The sequence below is a fragment of the Pseudomonas sp. LB3P14 genome (assembly GCF_054898045.1).
The window spans coordinates 790,528-804,519 of the sequence record NZ_CM142714.1 but is presented as its reverse complement, the minus strand read 5'-3'; the positions used below and the strand labels follow the sequence as shown (position 1 = coordinate 804,519).

Below are 13,992 nucleotides of genomic sequence, written 5' to 3'. Positions count from 1 at the left end.
GTCCAGGTCGTGGCCGAACATGCGATGGAGTCCAAGCTCCGGCCAGCGGTGGAGCTGTACACCGTAGCGATCTCCATCGCCGCCGCGGTGTTGTGCGTGTACTCACCCTGGGCTGTGGCCCTGTCACCCGAGATCGGTCTGGTTGCGGCGCTGGCCTATGCCCTGTTCGGCCTGATCCGCTTGCGACAAGCCTGGGAAGTGCTGCGCTATCGGCGCAATATCCGTCGGCTGCCGCGCTACGAACTGACCAGCCGACAGATTCCTGTCAGTCGTAAGCGCTTGTTCATGGGTCGCGGCTTTCGCTGGACCCGCCTGCACACCCAGCGCTTGGTCGAAGCCCAAGACCCGGCGGTCGCTCACTATGTCGACCAACCGACCCGTTACCGCCTGGCCCGTGGGCTCGAACATCGCTTGGAACATGCACCGTTTCCATTCTCGACACTGGCCCGTGTCACTGCCTGGGATAGCGTCTTCAATCCGTTGCGCCCTCTGCCCCCCGTAGGTGGCTCGCCGCTGTTGCATGGAGTCGAGCCTGACGAAACGGAAGTCAGTCTGCCGCTGGGCGAACGGGTCGGACATACCCTGGTGCTGGGCACTACCCGTGTTGGCAAGACCCGGCTCGCCGAGGTGTACATCACCCAGGACATTCATCGCATCGAACATGAGGTGGTCATCGTCTTCGATCCGAAGGGCGATGCCGACTTGCTCAAACGGATGTACGTCGAAGCCAAACGGGCCGGTCGGGAGAAGGAGTTCTATGTTTTCCATCTGGGCTGGCCGGAGATCTCCGCCCGTTACAACGCCGTGGGACGTTTCGGCCGCATTTCGGAAGTGGCGTCACGCATTGCTGGGCAGCTCAGCGGTGAAGGTAACTCTGCGGCCTTCCGTGAGTTCGCCTGGCGCTTCGTTAACATCATCGCCCGCGCACTGATCGAACTGGGCCGGCGTCCGGACTACCTGCAGATCCAACGGCATGTGGTCAACATCGACGCACTGTTCATCGAATACGCCCAGCAGTTTTTTGCCAAGACCGATCCGAAAGCGTGGGAAGTGATCGTCCAGCTTGAAGGCAAGCTCACCGAGAAGAACATTCCTCGGCATATGGTGGGACGCGAAAAGCGCGTGGTGGCCATCGAGCAGTACCTGGCGGTGAAGCGGGTATTTGATCCGGTAATGGACGGACTGCGTTCGGCGGTACGCTATGACCGTACTTACTTCGACAAAATCGTTGCCTCGCTGCTACCGCTGCTGGAGAAACTCACCACCGGCAAGACCGCCCAGTTACTGGCCCCCAACTACACCGATTTAGATGACCCGCGGCCAATCTTCGACTGGATGCAGATCATCCGAAAACGCGGCATAGTTTACGTCGGTCTGGATGCGCTGACCGACGCCGAGGTGGCCGCCGCTGTGGGTAACTCCATGTTCGCCGACTTGGTCTCGGTCGCCGGACACATCTACAAACACGGCATCGACCATGGCCTGCCCCAATCGGGTAACAACAGTGACAAGTTGCCGATCAACCTGCACGCCGATGAGTTCAACGAGCTGATGGGCGATGAATTCATCCCGCTGATCAATAAGGGCGGCGGTGCTGGTATCCAGGTAACCGCCTACACCCAGACCCTCAGCGATATCGAAGCGCGAATCGGTAACCGCGCCAAGGCCGGCCAGGTTATTGGCAACTTCAACACCCTGCAGATGCTGCGGGTGCGAGAAACCGCGACCGCTGAACTGCTCACTCAGCAGTTGCCCAAGGTTAACGTGCTGACCAAGACCCTGGTGTCGGGTGCCACCGACACCTCCGATCCGGAGGCCAATACAGACTTCACTTCGTCCTCGCAGGACCGCGTCAGCAGCACCAGTGTGCCGCTGATCGAGCCAGCGCACATCGTCAGCTTGCCCAAGGGGCAAATGTTCTCCTTCCAGGCCGGTGGGCAGCTCTGGAAAGTACGCATGCCTTTACCTAAATCCACCAACGACGATGCCATGCCCAAGGACTTGCTGGAACTCACTCAGCGAATGCGGGCGGCCTACAATGAGCAAGCGGGGCAATGGTGGAGCGCAAGCGGTGGCGGCCCAACAACACATTTCGATTTGGATCAGGTGGTGTAGCCCCACCTCTCCGTTTCGATTCAGCACAAAACCATTCAGAAAGCGTCGTGACGACATCAACTCTGCAGCGCGTAATGGAGTGAACAATGGCGACTTCAGCACAGAACACGTCGCCACAACCGATCCAGCGCCCGGGAGTGATCGTCTCGGCGATTGGCTTGGTTTTTCGCATCATCGGTTTGCTGATCGCCTCGTTGCTGTTCTCGATCCTGATCGAGTTCGGCCTACTGCTGCTCTGGGGCGATCAGGGCTGGCGACACAGCCAGGCCATGCTGACCAGTGAACTGGGCTGGCTCAGAGAGCACTTCAAATCGTCACTTATCATCCAACAACCCGGACCGACGATTGTCCATCTGCTGGACTTTCTCAATCAGTGGCTGCTGGTCAAGACGGGCTTTGCGGATTTTGCCCAGCAGGCACGGGTATCGAGCATGGACGACGGCTTCTGGGGGTGGATCACCAAGTTTTACGTGAGCATTGAGGATTTCGTGCTGGCGGCGGTGTACGTCACCTTCACCTTCGTCGTGAGGCTAACCATTCTGGTCCTGGCGATACCCTTGTTTCTGCTGGCCACGCTCACTGGTTTTGTTGATGGTTTGATGCACCGCGACCTGCGCAAATTTGGAGCAGGACGAGAAAGTAGCTTCGTCTATCACCGTGCTAAACGAGCAGTAATACCGCTGCTGATCGTGCCCTGGATCATTTATCTGTCCCTACCCTTTTCGCTCAATCCTATGGCCGTATTTTTGCCTTGTGCTGTAATGCTTGGCATCACAACGGCAATCACGGCATCTACATTTAAGAAATATCTCTGATTCGGGAAATTATATTTTCCTTCATATATCCCCTGGTGTCAGGATAGTTATCCAGCGACTGCAGAACTGATACCCCGCACGAGTTAACCCGCCAGAATTCGACCGAGATTCCCCACTTCGAGCGGAGTGTTGAATGAAAGGCAGGCTCCCAAAGTTTGTGAGTGTGCCTCGAGATTGGTGCAGGAGTGGGACCAAGATTCGCATTCAGGACTCATCATCCTCACCAACAAACAAGCGCCCATTCAGAGCCCTTGTAATCAAACCGTTCTTACTGCGTACGCCACGACTCGACAACGTCTGCGCCAAACTCGATTTTCCATTCTTTCAACTGCCGATGGTTACCTCCCTTGGTTTCGATCAGCTCACCAGAGTTCGGATTTTTGTAAATTTTCACATCGCGAGCTTTACGTGCTGCCTTCACAGGTGCTGCTATTAATGTCGAGGTACGACGGCCAGCCTTTGGATCTAGGATGCTAAGGATGTTCTTCAAGCTGAAGCCGTACTCGCCAAGCAACGCCCGCAATTTGCTCTCAAATTCCATTTCTTTTTTCAGGCCGGAATCACTTTTCATCGACTCAAGCTCTGCGAGCTGTTCGGCCAGTTGTTGCTCAAGCTTACGAAATTCAGCCAACCGAGACATGTGAAACTTCCTTCAGGTTAGGGAAATGAGGAATGAACATTTCAATGCTAAGCGATGATTAGCTCTTCGTCACCCATGCCGCCTTCAAGCACGAGCTATTCCACTCATTACCGCATGAGCAGCACATAATTATCGAGGTAGGAGTGCTGTCTGAGCTTTCTATATCGCCGAATCGATTGCTGATGTATGTGTGAGCAATCTTCTTCCGCTCTCCCCCAAAAAAGCGATACATCCCACCTCGCGTTTAATACTGAATAGTTCAACCTCTAACTTGATGCTGGCTCCATCTCCACATGGGCCAGCATCATGTCGACTACCGCCTTTTGCTATTTTTTACTCCTGTCACTGATCATCGTTCAAGGCAGCAGCTATGCCGCATCTGCTCACGAGCAGGAACAGCTCAGCCTGGTCCAGCAGCAACTCGACACCATCGAACGCCTTGCAACACGATCTGCGACAGCCACCACGTCTGAACCCGACGATCGCTATCGCTTCGACTATCCCCGCCTGTCTCGGGACATCCAGCGCATCCGTCACGGTGTGCAGGACTATCTGTCCCCCTCTCGCGCTCAACCTCGCGATCCCGCCGAACTGGTCGGCGATTACCGCCTCGACACTCCGCCCGCGGAGCTGTCGCCATGAGCATGACTGACGTTCAGAGCTCAGCGTTCCAAAACGCCTCCGGCTTCTCGGCACAGAGCAGTTCGACGCTATGGCTGTCCCTGGTTCTCGTTCTCACATTGCTCTGGTGCACATGGGTGATGTGGACGGCCTACCGGGGATGGGCGACAGGCAGTGTGCGCTTCGGCGCCTTCGGCGGCAGTGCTGTACGCGTGTTGCTCGCGTTGTTGGTCCTGATGTTCTTCACCCTTTCCTAACCCCGGAGATCGCCGTCATGCTCAAGTGCCTTATCCCCCTGAAAAACAACCTGCGTGATCGTGCCAGCCAGCGCTTGATCGGCCTGCTACTGGTGCTCGGCCCAAGCCTGGCTTTTGCCGAACTCCCCACCATGGAAGCGCCTTCACGTGGTGAAGGCTCCGGGTTGATCGAGACGATCAAAAACTACGCCTATGACGGCGGCATCCTGCTCGGTCTGCTGATCGCCCTGCTCGCTTTTCTAGGTGTGGCTTGGCATTCGCTGACGGTGTATGCCGACGTGCAGAACCAGCGTAAGACCTGGAAAGACCTCGGCGCGGTGGTCGGCATCGGCGCCCTGCTGGTGGTGATCATCATCTGGTTCTTGACCAAGGCTGCCGCGATTCTGTGAGGTCGACATGAACGACACCATCGAACGACTTACGGACGGCACCTTGGTCTTTCTGCCGGAGCGACTTAATCGCGATCCTGCTGTATTGCGCGGTTTGACCAATGATGAGATGTGGTTAGCGCTCGGCACCGGCGCAGTCATTGGCCTGCTGCTGGGCGTTCCTCTGGCGTTCGCCACCGCCTCCATTGCTGTGGCGCCGACCGGCATGATCGCGGGTATGGCGGTGGTGCTATTTGCCGGTGGCACGCTACTGCGGCGGGCCAAACGGGCCCGCCCCGAGACCTGGTTGTACCGCAAATTCGAATGGATACTCGCCAGCCGATGGCGTCTGGGTCGTGGAAGTTTGATCCTCCATACCGGCGCCTGGACGGTTCGCCGCTCACGTCGACTACCCCCTGCCCTGTCTCGGTGGCAGTCATGAGCCGATTTCGAAACAAGGTCGATGCCCAACAGGCCCACATCTTCAGTCTTCGTCTGGCGGTAATGATCCTCGCCCTGGTCTGTGCCGGACTCTGGTATGGCTGGCGCTCGGCACCGACCGATCTGACCGTACATGTCCCCCCGGATCTGCGCTCGGGCAGCACGCGCAAGTGGTGGGATATCCCCTCAGAGAATGTCTATGCCTTTGCCCTCTACATCTTTGGCCAACTAAACCGCTGGCCCTCGGATGGCGAGCAGGATTATCGCCGCGCCATCTATGGCTTGCAGTCCTACCTGACACCCGCCTGCAAGGCCTTCCTCGACGGGGATTACGAGTACCGCAAGGCCGCTGGCGAACTGCGCCAGCGGGTGCGTGGCGTCTACGAAATTCTGGGCCGAGGCTACAGCGAGGATCCGGAACTCAGGGTCAAGCAACTCGATCGCGACAGCTGGCTGGTCAAGCTCGACCTCAATGCCGATGAGTATTACGCCGCCGAACCGGTGAAACGGGTGGTGGTGCGTTATCCATTACGCGTGGTGCGTTTTGATCTGGACCCCGAACGCAATAAGTGGGGGCTGGCACTGGATTGTTATCAGGGCATTCCGCAAAAAATCTCCCTGCCTGGAGGTGAGCCATGAAGTGGATTTCTAACCTAGGACTCACCGTCGTACTGATGTTATGGGGAGTTGCTGCGCAGTCCGTCGAGCTGATGCACTGGGAACGCCTCCCCCTCGCGGTCCCACTGGTGGTCAATCAGGAGCGGGTGGTCTTTGTCGATGAGGATGTTCGAGTCGGTGTGCCCTCAACCCTGACGGGCAAGCTGCGCGTGCAATCAACCGGCGGCACGTTGTACCTTCGCGCGTCGGAAGCCATCGCCCCGACCCGCCTGCAACTGCAATCAGTCGCCACGGGCGAGATCATCCTTCTGGATGTCGCGGCCACTCCCGGCGATCAACTGCTGGAGCCCGTGCGTATTCTCAAGAATGCTCCGGTGCAAACTACCGAGACGGAATCGAGCACCGCCCCTGTTCCAGAACGTACACCGATCCCGGTCGCTTTGACGCGCTACGCCGCGCAAAGCCTGTACGCGCCGCTGCGCACCGTGGAGTCCCTGCCCGGGGTACGCCGCGTCCCGCTTAAGCTGCGCACCGAACTGCCAACCCTGCTGCCGACCGAAAACGTGTCCAGCACACCTGTCGCCGCCTGGCGACTCGGTGATTACTGGGTAACGGCGGTGAAGTTGCGCAATCGTGGTTCGGAGACGTTGCAACTCGATCCGCGCCGGCTGCAGGCCAAGCTGTTCGCTGCGGCCTTCCAACATGCTTTCCTCGGACCAACTGGCAGCGCTGAAGACACCACGCTCGCCTACCTCGTCACCCGCTGTGCCGGCCTCGAACACGCCGTGACGCTGCCGCCCGTTGCGCGAGGTGCTGACGATGAAAGCTAACGCCTTGCTCAAATGGCTGGTACCGGCTGCGCTGCTGGCCGTGGTGTTGATCATCCTGAAAACCTGGGTCGCGGGTGGCAGTACGCCCTCTCCAGAGAACCCAATTGACCAGGGCAACCTTCAGTTATCCGCCGAGCAAGCCAAGTCGCTCGGCATTGCTGGCGATACCCCACGCGATACGGTTGCCACCCTGGTCGGCCAGGTGAAGGCCATGCGCAGCGACATGCTCGGTTTGAAGAAACACAACGATTCGCTGCAGACGGAGAACAACCGCCTGCGCGAGCGGGAAAACAATGTCGATTCGCGTATCCAGACGGCGCTTGGCAGCGTGACCCAGCAGGTCGACGAAGGCCGCCGACAAGCCAACGAGGCCCGACTCAAAGCGGAACAAGACAGTCGTCAGGCGCGCGGTCTGCTGACGCAATTGCAGGAACAGTTGTCGGGGCTGACCGGCAAAGGCAAGGATATGCCGATCGGATTGGGGCTTGAGCCCGGCGACGGGGCTCAGTTCGAAGGGCGGCATTCTGCCAATGATGCGCTGCAGTGGATTGAACCCTCGGATGCTCTGTCCACCGACGCCCGAGGCAAAACCAAGACCTCCTCCGCACTGAGTCTGCCTACTGCCTTCAACTCACTGGAAGGCTTGAAAGATAACGCCATTGATCGCAGCCAGAAACAGCTACGGGCAGTCACCAAGGGTGAGCGTGACCTGACGCGATCCGTTGATCGTACCGAAGGCGCGAAGCCGGTCTACACCATTCCCGAAAACGCGACATTGATGGGCTCGGTCGCCATGACCGCGCTGATCGGCCGAGTCCCGGTGGACGGTACAGTGAATGATCCCTATCCCTTCAAGGTGCTGGTCGGTCCGGAGAACCTGACTGCCAACGGCATCGACCTGCCGGACGTTGCAGGTGCCGTGATGAGCGGCACGGTGTCCGGTGACTGGACCCTGTCTTGTGTACGCGGACAGGTCGAGTCAATCACCTTTGTGTTTACCGACGGCACCATCCGCACAGTGCCTCAGCCGAAGGCGGTAGCCAGCCGCAATGCCTCCACCACTCAGAGCTCGAACACTGACAAGATCCGTGGCGGACTCGGCTACCTGTCCGATCCGTATGGCATTCCTTGCATCGCCGGCGAGCGCCGCTCAAACGCTCAGCAATACCTCGGCAGCCAGAGCCTGATCACGGCGGCTGGCGCCGGTGTCGCCGCTCTGCTCGGGGATGAGCGGAACAACAGCAGTGTGATCAGTTCGGGCGGCAGTACGCTCGGGGTCACCAGTAGCACGGGCAACAGCGCACTGAACTCAATCCTCAGTGGTGGTGTCAGCGACATCCGCGAGTGGATCAACAAGCTGTATGGCGAGGCCTTTGCTGCCGTGTACGTGCCTCCTGCCGCCCACGTCGCACTGCACCTCGACCATGAGATCACCATCGACTACGAGCCCAAGGGCCGGAGCGTTCGCCATGAAAAAGACCATGCCTCCCTGTCTGACCTGGATTAGCCTGATCTGCTGGGTCCTGGCGGGGTGTTCCACCGACAAAGAGACGCTGCTGCCCCATGGCGAGCAAACCATGCTGGACATCTGGAACGGCGCTGGTTCGCAAGGTACTCAGCAGCAACTGCTGGATGCTCGGCAGCAGTTACGCCGCCCGCTGGCCCAGGCAGATTTCTCCGCTTCTCTCCAGGAACCGTACACTCGCACAGCAGAGAACGAGATCCACAGCCTGTTCCCTCGCCTGCCCAATCCCGATCTGGTGCTGTACGTGTATCCGCATTTGAGTGGCACCGAGCAGGCACCGGTCCCGGGTTACTCGACCGTCTTTCCGTTCTACCAACGGGTGCAGTACGCATTGCCTGGTGAACGCCAGGAAGACTTGTAGTGCGTCCCAGTAATTTGGACAACCGCACTCCCGCGTGGAAAGCCTGGCGCAACCCATTGCGCCCTCGCGCGACCTTGGCCGATGAAGCGGCACTCTATGCGCACAACCCCAGCTTCACCGATCATCTGCCTTGGGTCGAGTACCTCGACACCGAGCAGTGTTTTCTGCTGGATGACAATCGCTCGGTGGGTGCGGTGTTCGAGTTGCTGCCCATCGGTACTGAAGGGCGCGAACCCGATTGGCTGACGGCCGCCCGCGATGCTCTCGAGGATGCCTTGCAGGATAGCTTTGACGAGCTGGATCAAGCGCCTTGGGCGGCGCAGTTTTTCTGCCAGGATGACAACGACTTCACCCCCTACTTGACCCGGCTCACCGATTACATTCAGGACAGCGCTCGAGGCACGGTCTTTACCGAGGCATATTTGGAACTCAGCCGCCGTCATCTGAAGGCCATCGCCAAGCCCGGCGGTCTGTTTGAGGATAAGGTGGTGACGCGTCTGCCCTGGCGTGGCAATAACCGACGGGTGCGCCTGGTGGTCTATCGCTGGCTTGAGTCTGACGCTGAGGAGACAGGACTCAACCCGGTGCAATCCCTGCATCAGGCTTGCGAACGAATCGGTGCCTCGCTGCAAGCCTGCGGGGTGCAATCGACGCGAGTCGATGGCCGAGGTCTGTATGCCTGGTTAGTGCCCTGGTTCAATCCGGCACCCAGGCTCACTGATGAAGCGCCCGAGGAGTTCTACCGCCACGTGGCCTATCCGGAGTCGGGTGACGGTGAGTCGCTGGAACTGCCCTTCGATCATGACTTCGCCGAGCGGCTGTTCTTCAACGAACCGCGTTCGGATGTGCAGCACGGACTTTGGTTTTTTGACGATCAGCCCCACCGGGTCATGGTGGTGGACAAGCTGCGCCGGGCCCCACTGATTGGTCAGCTCACCGGAGAAACCCGCAAGGGCGATGCGGTGAACGCATTATTTGACCAGTTACCCGAAGGCACGGTGATGAGCCTGACCTTGGTGGTCAAACCGCAGGATGTACTTGAGGATCAGTTGAACCGCCTGGCGCGCAAAGCCATCGGTGAAACCCTGGCCTCGACCCGGACCCGCCAGGATGTCGAAGAGGCTCGCGCGATCATCGGCCGCCAGCACAAGCTGTACCGGGGAGCCCTGGCGTTTTACGTGCGCGGTCACGATGAGCAGCAATTGCACCAGCGTTCGGTCAGCCTGGCTAACGCACTACTGGGTGCGGGCCTGCAGCCGGTACGCGAAGGCGATGAAGTCGCCGCCTGCAACAGTTACCTGCGTTGGTTGCCGATGGCTTACAACCCAGCCCGCGACACACGCAACTGGTACACGCGTTTGATGTTCGCCCAGCACCTGGCGAATCTGGTTCCAGTCTGGGGCCGCAGCACCGGCACCGGCCACCCGGGCATTACCCTGTTCAATCGTGGCGGCTCGCCGTTGAGTTTTGATCCGTTGTCTCGCCTGGACCGGGCCATGAACGGTCATCTGCTGTTGTTCGGCCCCACCGGCGCCGGCAAGTCGGCGACCCTGGTCTCCCTGCTGATGCAGGTCATGGCCGTGTACCGCCCTCGCCTGTTTATCGTCGAGGCCGGTAACTCATTCGGCTTGCAGGGCGACTACTTCGCGACACAGGGCCTGTCGGTCAACAAGGTCCAATTGAAACCTGGCGCCTCGGTCAGTCTCGCCCCGTTCGCCGATGCTTGGCGCCTGGTCGAGCAGCCGGATCAGGTGGCGAATCTGTCGATCGATGAGTGGGACGATGAGGTGGTAACCAGTCGCGAAGACCAGCGCGATGTTCTCGGCGAACTGGAAATCACCGCCACGTTGATGATCACCGGCGGCGAGGCCAAGGAAGAGGCGCGCCTGAGTCGAGCCGATCGCAGCTTGATCCGCGAGTGCATCCTGGATGCGGCACAGACCTGTGTCGCCGCGGGCCGCCAGGTACTGACCCGCAACGTGCGCGACGCCTTGCTGCGCGTCGCCGCCGACCCGCACTTGCCGGAGAAGCGTCGCGAGCGTGCCCAGGAAATGGGCGAGTCCATCGACCTGTTTTGCCAGGGTTTCGAGGGTGAACTGTTCGATCGCGAGGGCACGCCTTGGCCCGAGAGCGATGTGACCATTGTCGATCTGGCCACTTACGCGCGCGAAGGCTACGAGGCACAGATGTCCATCAGCTACATCAGCCTGATGAACACCGTGAACAACCTTGCCGAGCGCGACCAGTACCTGGGCCGACCGATCATAATGGTCACCGACGAGGGCCATATCATCACCAAAAACCCGTTGCTGGCGCCCTTCGTGGTCAAGGGCACGAAGATGTGGCGCAAGCTCGGCGCCTGGTTCTGGCTCGCCACACAGAACCTTGCCGACTTTCCCACTGCGGCGCAGACCATGCTCAACATGATCGAATGGTGGATTTGTTTGAACATGCCGCCCGCGGAGATTGAAGAAATCGCTCGCTTCAAGAAGCTCACGCCGGCACAAAAGGCCTTGTTGCTCTCCGCCAGCAAGGAGCCGGGTAAATACACCGAGGGGGTCGTGCTGTCGAAAAAGCTCGAAACACTGTTTCGAATCGTACCGCCCAGTCTTTATCTCGCCCTGGCCATGACGGAGCCCGAGGAAAAAGCCGAGCGCTGGACACTGATGCAGGAGAACGGCTGCTCGGAGTTGGAAGCGGCTTTCCAGGTCGCTGAACGCATTGACCAGGCCCGTGGAATCGGGACGTAAGTATCGATTTGAAGCCCAAATAGCGTTACATCTGCAAAGGCTGGAGAGCGGTTTTGTGCTGGATATGCCCGAACTATCTGAGTAGATTACTCGTCAACATTCAGCCAGCAGAAGGAGTCAAACATGAATAAAAACGATCTTGTCGAGGCCATAGCGACCTCCGCCGACCTCCCGAAGTCCACTGCCGGGCGCGCACTGGAAGCCCTCACAACCCTCATATCCACTGCGTTGCAAAACGGTGAGAACGTCACCTTGGTTGGTTTTGGTACCTTCGCGATGAAAGCGCGTGCAGCGCGCGACGGTCGTAACCCTAAAACAGGCTTGAATATTCACTAGGATCTAAATTCTTATCATTAGGATTTCAATTAAAGGATTCAATATATCTGCACTCGTATTAGACAAATACTGTTAGATAAGCAACCCCCTAGTGTCTCTCACTGTCAAAACCCCATGTAAAGGACCGCGTAAAAAGCGCTGACGACTCATGAAAACTTCCTTTCCTCACCAAACTATGAAGGTCGGAGCTATCTACAGAACAAGGCGAATCAATCGATGAAAGTCAAAATCAATTATGCACCTATCTTTTTTAACTTTCTTTTTAGATACCAAGACCCTCACCTTCGACTATTTCAAAACCTCATAAAGCACCTTTAAAATTGAAATTTAAATTAACACCCAGCTTCCGACGCTCGGCTCTAATCTATATTGCAATTTAGACAAATCCGGTCTAGCTTGTACGAATAAAAATGCGACGAAAACCGTCATACGAACAAAATAAAATAACAACAAGAGCATCATCAGATGAAAGTTATCTACATCTACCTTGGCATCTCCATCCTACTCATCACAGGTTGCAACAACGCATCCCATAACAAACCCCTGCCCGAAATCACTCTCGCCACATACTGTAACCAGCAAATGAACTGCCAGTACTATGGCTACGGTTCTTCGTGGCCAAACGCCTTCTAGTAAGACAGTCGCATGACCAGAGCGCCGACGGATTCAGAACCAAGTTTCACCGTAAGAACGAGACATTTGCTAGTAACCATTCATCATTCTGATCACCGCTGATGAATTCTTAGATAAATAGCGTCTTGATCTTGCATCCGGCCCGCTCATCCAATCGGCGAACCTTTACCAGCAGGGCTGACTCGGTACCTGGTGAAACTCTCCTGATTGCGAATGCAGGCTGGCCTACGTTGCGTAGGCCCTTCATTGAAGCGCGCCTTTAACGCGCGCCGTCTATCAACAGCCCACCGTCGAGATTCATCGCATAACAGGTGAAATAGGACGAATCTTCACTGGCGAGGAATACAGCGGTTCTGCCGATATCCTCCTCGCAGCGCCCAATACGTTTAATGGCCAGCTTCGCCACCACCTGTTCTTCGAATCGTTCCTCCGACCGCTCATCGATAATCTTCTGGATGGGTGGGGAATCGGTCTACTCATATTATTTTTCCTTCATTAAGTTAAGCATTGTGCAAGGTGCACCATCTTCAGCCGATCAACTGCACACAGCTGAACCGCATAGCTTTCAAATTGTCACGTGAACTGATAATCGAAGCTGCGCATCGACATCAACTAGCGCCGCACCACCGCGGACTGTGGTGTTAGTCGCATTCTCAGCAAAGCGTTCATTCAGGCGCCTTGAACTCCGTCAAGTTTTCAAACGAGCACCAAAGCGAGGAGCCTGTATATCCCCTCCCAATCTCGCTACCTCCCGCTCGACATTAGCGAGGATACTGGGCGCCTCATCTTCGAAGCGCGCCACATTCATATGGGCGTGGACGAGCGCCAGAAGTAACTTATCGCGCTCGTCATCGTTTCTGGCAGCGGGAAGGGGTTTGATCAGTTTGGCAGGATGCGGCTGTGCGTAACCTCGAACCACAAGTGTCTCGAAGGCTGCCAGCGGCAGCGGATCGCCGATCACCTTGTTCGCGCGCTCGCGCTTCTCCACCATATTCCACAAGATTTCTGCATACCCTTGAGGAGGGAGTAGTTCGCCAATCACGAAATTGCCGGCGTATGCGCCGGTATCGGCCAGCGCGATATTCAACGACTCCACATAACGGAGCAACCCTGCCATCGCAATGCTGACATTGGTATGACTGGGCAGCGGTACGACCGCGGAAAGTCCCGAGGTAAAAAGCAAGGCGCCATCGCCTCGCTCAACCATATCATCCAGAACACGAGTCGCAGCCGTGATGGCGCCATAGACAACATGATCCATAAATGGCATCACGCTTTCTGGCGTGGTGCTGGTGGCCGAGCGCAGATCGTTGGCATCGATCATCGGGCTGTATTCCAAAACATCGATTCGACCAAAATGACTTTTTAACTCATCAATAGCCGACTCCAGCTGCGGCCGATTGCATACATCCTCCAGAAAGTATGCTGCGTCGACACCTTCATTCGCGAGCTCGGCAACATATACTGCAAGGCGCTCCTTATTGCGCGCCACCAGACCAACTCGATAGCCCGCCCGCCCGAATCGGCGCACGACCGCCATACCCAGCTGCGGCCCCATACCGACAATCGCCAATACCTTCTCTGGACTCTTCATCAATTGTTTCCTCCCCTAGCGGTTCTGGGACGCACTTGATGCGATTCGATCGAATACACTCTGCCGCGTGCGCCTCATATTCGAGGCG

Annotated in this window: 15 protein-coding genes; 12 read left to right on the top strand and 3 right to left on the bottom strand. The window is 57.5% G+C overall.

The features are described from left to right. Positions 1-9 precede the first annotated feature (9 nt). Together traD and ACYZT5_RS03775 are read left to right on the top strand one after the other, a co-directional pair. On the top strand, positions 10-2,115 hold the full coding sequence (gene traD, locus ACYZT5_RS03780) for a type IV conjugative transfer system coupling protein TraD (RefSeq protein WP_462049855.1): 2,106 nt from the start codon (positions 10-12) through the stop codon (positions 2,113-2,115). An 86-nt stretch (positions 2,116-2,201) separates the two neighbouring features. After that, on the top strand, positions 2,202-2,930 hold the full coding sequence (locus ACYZT5_RS03775) for a TIGR03747 family integrating conjugative element membrane protein (protein ID WP_462049854.1): 729 nt from the start codon (positions 2,202-2,204) through the stop codon (positions 2,928-2,930). A gap of 268 nt (positions 2,931-3,198) precedes the next feature. On the opposite strand, the gene ACYZT5_RS03770 is transcribed toward ACYZT5_RS03775, so the two are convergent. Further along, positions 3,199-3,570, bottom strand: a complete 372-nt coding sequence (locus ACYZT5_RS03770) for a histone-like nucleoid-structuring protein, MvaT/MvaU family (protein WP_462049853.1) — start codon at positions 3,568-3,570, stop codon at positions 3,199-3,201. A 306-nt stretch (positions 3,571-3,876) separates the two neighbouring features. On the opposite strand from ACYZT5_RS03770, the gene ACYZT5_RS03765 reads away from it, so the two are divergent. From ACYZT5_RS03765 to ACYZT5_RS03720, 10 genes are all read left to right on the top strand, one after another. Then, positions 3,877-4,212 (top strand): integrative conjugative element protein, RAQPRD family, encoded by a 336-nt coding sequence (locus ACYZT5_RS03765; protein WP_462049852.1) that lies wholly within the window; start codon positions 3,877-3,879, stop codon positions 4,210-4,212. Next, positions 4,209-4,448, top strand: coding sequence for a TIGR03758 family integrating conjugative element protein (locus ACYZT5_RS03760; protein WP_462049851.1), 240 nt, complete (start codon positions 4,209-4,211; stop codon positions 4,446-4,448). Before ACYZT5_RS03765 ends, ACYZT5_RS03760 begins: the two co-directional genes overlap by 4 nt. A 17-nt stretch (positions 4,449-4,465) precedes the next feature. Then, positions 4,466-4,837 (top strand): TIGR03745 family integrating conjugative element membrane protein, encoded by a 372-nt coding sequence (locus ACYZT5_RS03755; protein WP_095973829.1) that lies wholly within the window; start codon positions 4,466-4,468, stop codon positions 4,835-4,837. Between the two features lie 7 nt (positions 4,838-4,844). Continuing rightward, on the top strand, positions 4,845-5,258 hold the full coding sequence (locus ACYZT5_RS03750) for a TIGR03750 family conjugal transfer protein (RefSeq protein ID WP_462049850.1): 414 nt from the start codon (positions 4,845-4,847) through the stop codon (positions 5,256-5,258). Continuing rightward, positions 5,255-5,896, top strand: a complete 642-nt coding sequence (locus ACYZT5_RS03745; protein ID WP_462049849.1) for a PFL_4703 family integrating conjugative element protein — start codon at positions 5,255-5,257, stop codon at positions 5,894-5,896. The genes ACYZT5_RS03750 and ACYZT5_RS03745 overlap by 4 nt, the downstream gene beginning before the upstream one ends. Next, positions 5,893-6,705, top strand: coding sequence for a TIGR03749 family integrating conjugative element protein (locus tag ACYZT5_RS03740; RefSeq protein WP_462049848.1), 813 nt, complete (start codon positions 5,893-5,895; stop codon positions 6,703-6,705). The genes ACYZT5_RS03745 and ACYZT5_RS03740 overlap by 4 nt, the downstream gene beginning before the upstream one ends. Further along, entirely contained in the window at positions 6,695-8,212 is a 1,518-nt protein-coding gene (locus tag ACYZT5_RS03735) for a TIGR03752 family integrating conjugative element protein (RefSeq protein ID WP_462049847.1), read from the top strand. Before ACYZT5_RS03740 ends, ACYZT5_RS03735 begins: the two co-directional genes overlap by 11 nt. Further along, entirely contained in the window at positions 8,175-8,591 is a 417-nt protein-coding gene (locus ACYZT5_RS03730; protein WP_462049846.1) for a TIGR03751 family conjugal transfer lipoprotein, read from the top strand. Before ACYZT5_RS03735 ends, ACYZT5_RS03730 begins: the two co-directional genes overlap by 38 nt. Further along, entirely contained in the window at positions 8,591-11,341 is a 2,751-nt protein-coding gene (locus tag ACYZT5_RS03725) for a conjugative transfer ATPase (RefSeq protein WP_462049845.1), read from the top strand. Before ACYZT5_RS03730 ends, ACYZT5_RS03725 begins: the two co-directional genes overlap by 1 nt. A gap of 123 nt (positions 11,342-11,464) precedes the next feature. After that, on the top strand, positions 11,465-11,677 hold the full coding sequence (locus ACYZT5_RS03720) for an HU family DNA-binding protein (protein WP_462049844.1): 213 nt from the start codon (positions 11,465-11,467) through the stop codon (positions 11,675-11,677). 892 nt (positions 11,678-12,569) lie between these two features. On the opposite strand, the gene ACYZT5_RS03715 is transcribed toward ACYZT5_RS03720, so the two are convergent. Then, the gene (locus tag ACYZT5_RS03715) at positions 12,570-12,716 is read right to left on the bottom strand and encodes a hypothetical protein (RefSeq protein ID WP_462049843.1); all 147 of its coding nucleotides are present in this window, start codon (positions 12,714-12,716) and stop codon (positions 12,570-12,572) included. Between the two features lie 282 nt (positions 12,717-12,998). After that, positions 12,999-13,904 carry an SDR family NAD(P)-dependent oxidoreductase gene (locus tag ACYZT5_RS03710; RefSeq protein WP_462049842.1) on the bottom strand — a complete coding sequence of 302 codons (906 nt, stop codon included), beginning with the start codon at positions 13,902-13,904 and terminating at the stop codon, positions 12,999-13,001. Between the last annotated feature and the right edge of the window lie 88 nt (positions 13,905-13,992).

What these genes read in the sequence shown, in the direction of transcription:
- ACYZT5_RS03775 (WP_462049854.1), top strand. Translation starts at nt 2,202, where the DNA reads ATGGCGACTTCAGCACAGAACACGTCGCCACAACCGATCCAGCGCCCG.
- ACYZT5_RS03770 (WP_462049853.1), bottom strand. Translation starts at nt 3,570, where the DNA reads ATGTCTCGGTTGGCTGAATTTCGTAAGCTTGAGCAACAACTGGCCGAA.
- ACYZT5_RS03765 (WP_462049852.1), top strand. Translation starts at nt 3,877, where the DNA reads ATGTCGACTACCGCCTTTTGCTATTTTTTACTCCTGTCACTGATCATC.
- ACYZT5_RS03760 (WP_462049851.1), top strand. Translation starts at nt 4,209, where the DNA reads ATGAGCATGACTGACGTTCAGAGCTCAGCGTTCCAAAACGCCTCCGGC.
- ACYZT5_RS03755 (WP_095973829.1), top strand. Translation starts at nt 4,466, where the DNA reads ATGCTCAAGTGCCTTATCCCCCTGAAAAACAACCTGCGTGATCGTGCC.
- ACYZT5_RS03750 (WP_462049850.1), top strand. Translation starts at nt 4,845, where the DNA reads ATGAACGACACCATCGAACGACTTACGGACGGCACCTTGGTCTTTCTG.
- ACYZT5_RS03745 (WP_462049849.1), top strand. Translation starts at nt 5,255, where the DNA reads ATGAGCCGATTTCGAAACAAGGTCGATGCCCAACAGGCCCACATCTTC.
- ACYZT5_RS03740 (WP_462049848.1), top strand. Translation starts at nt 5,893, where the DNA reads ATGAAGTGGATTTCTAACCTAGGACTCACCGTCGTACTGATGTTATGG.
- ACYZT5_RS03735 (WP_462049847.1), top strand. Translation starts at nt 6,695, where the DNA reads ATGAAAGCTAACGCCTTGCTCAAATGGCTGGTACCGGCTGCGCTGCTG.
- ACYZT5_RS03730 (WP_462049846.1), top strand. Translation starts at nt 8,175, where the DNA reads ATGAAAAAGACCATGCCTCCCTGTCTGACCTGGATTAGCCTGATCTGC.
- ACYZT5_RS03720 (WP_462049844.1), top strand. Translation starts at nt 11,465, where the DNA reads ATGAATAAAAACGATCTTGTCGAGGCCATAGCGACCTCCGCCGACCTC.
- ACYZT5_RS03710 (WP_462049842.1), bottom strand. Translation starts at nt 13,904, where the DNA reads ATGAAGAGTCCAGAGAAGGTATTGGCGATTGTCGGTATGGGGCCGCAG.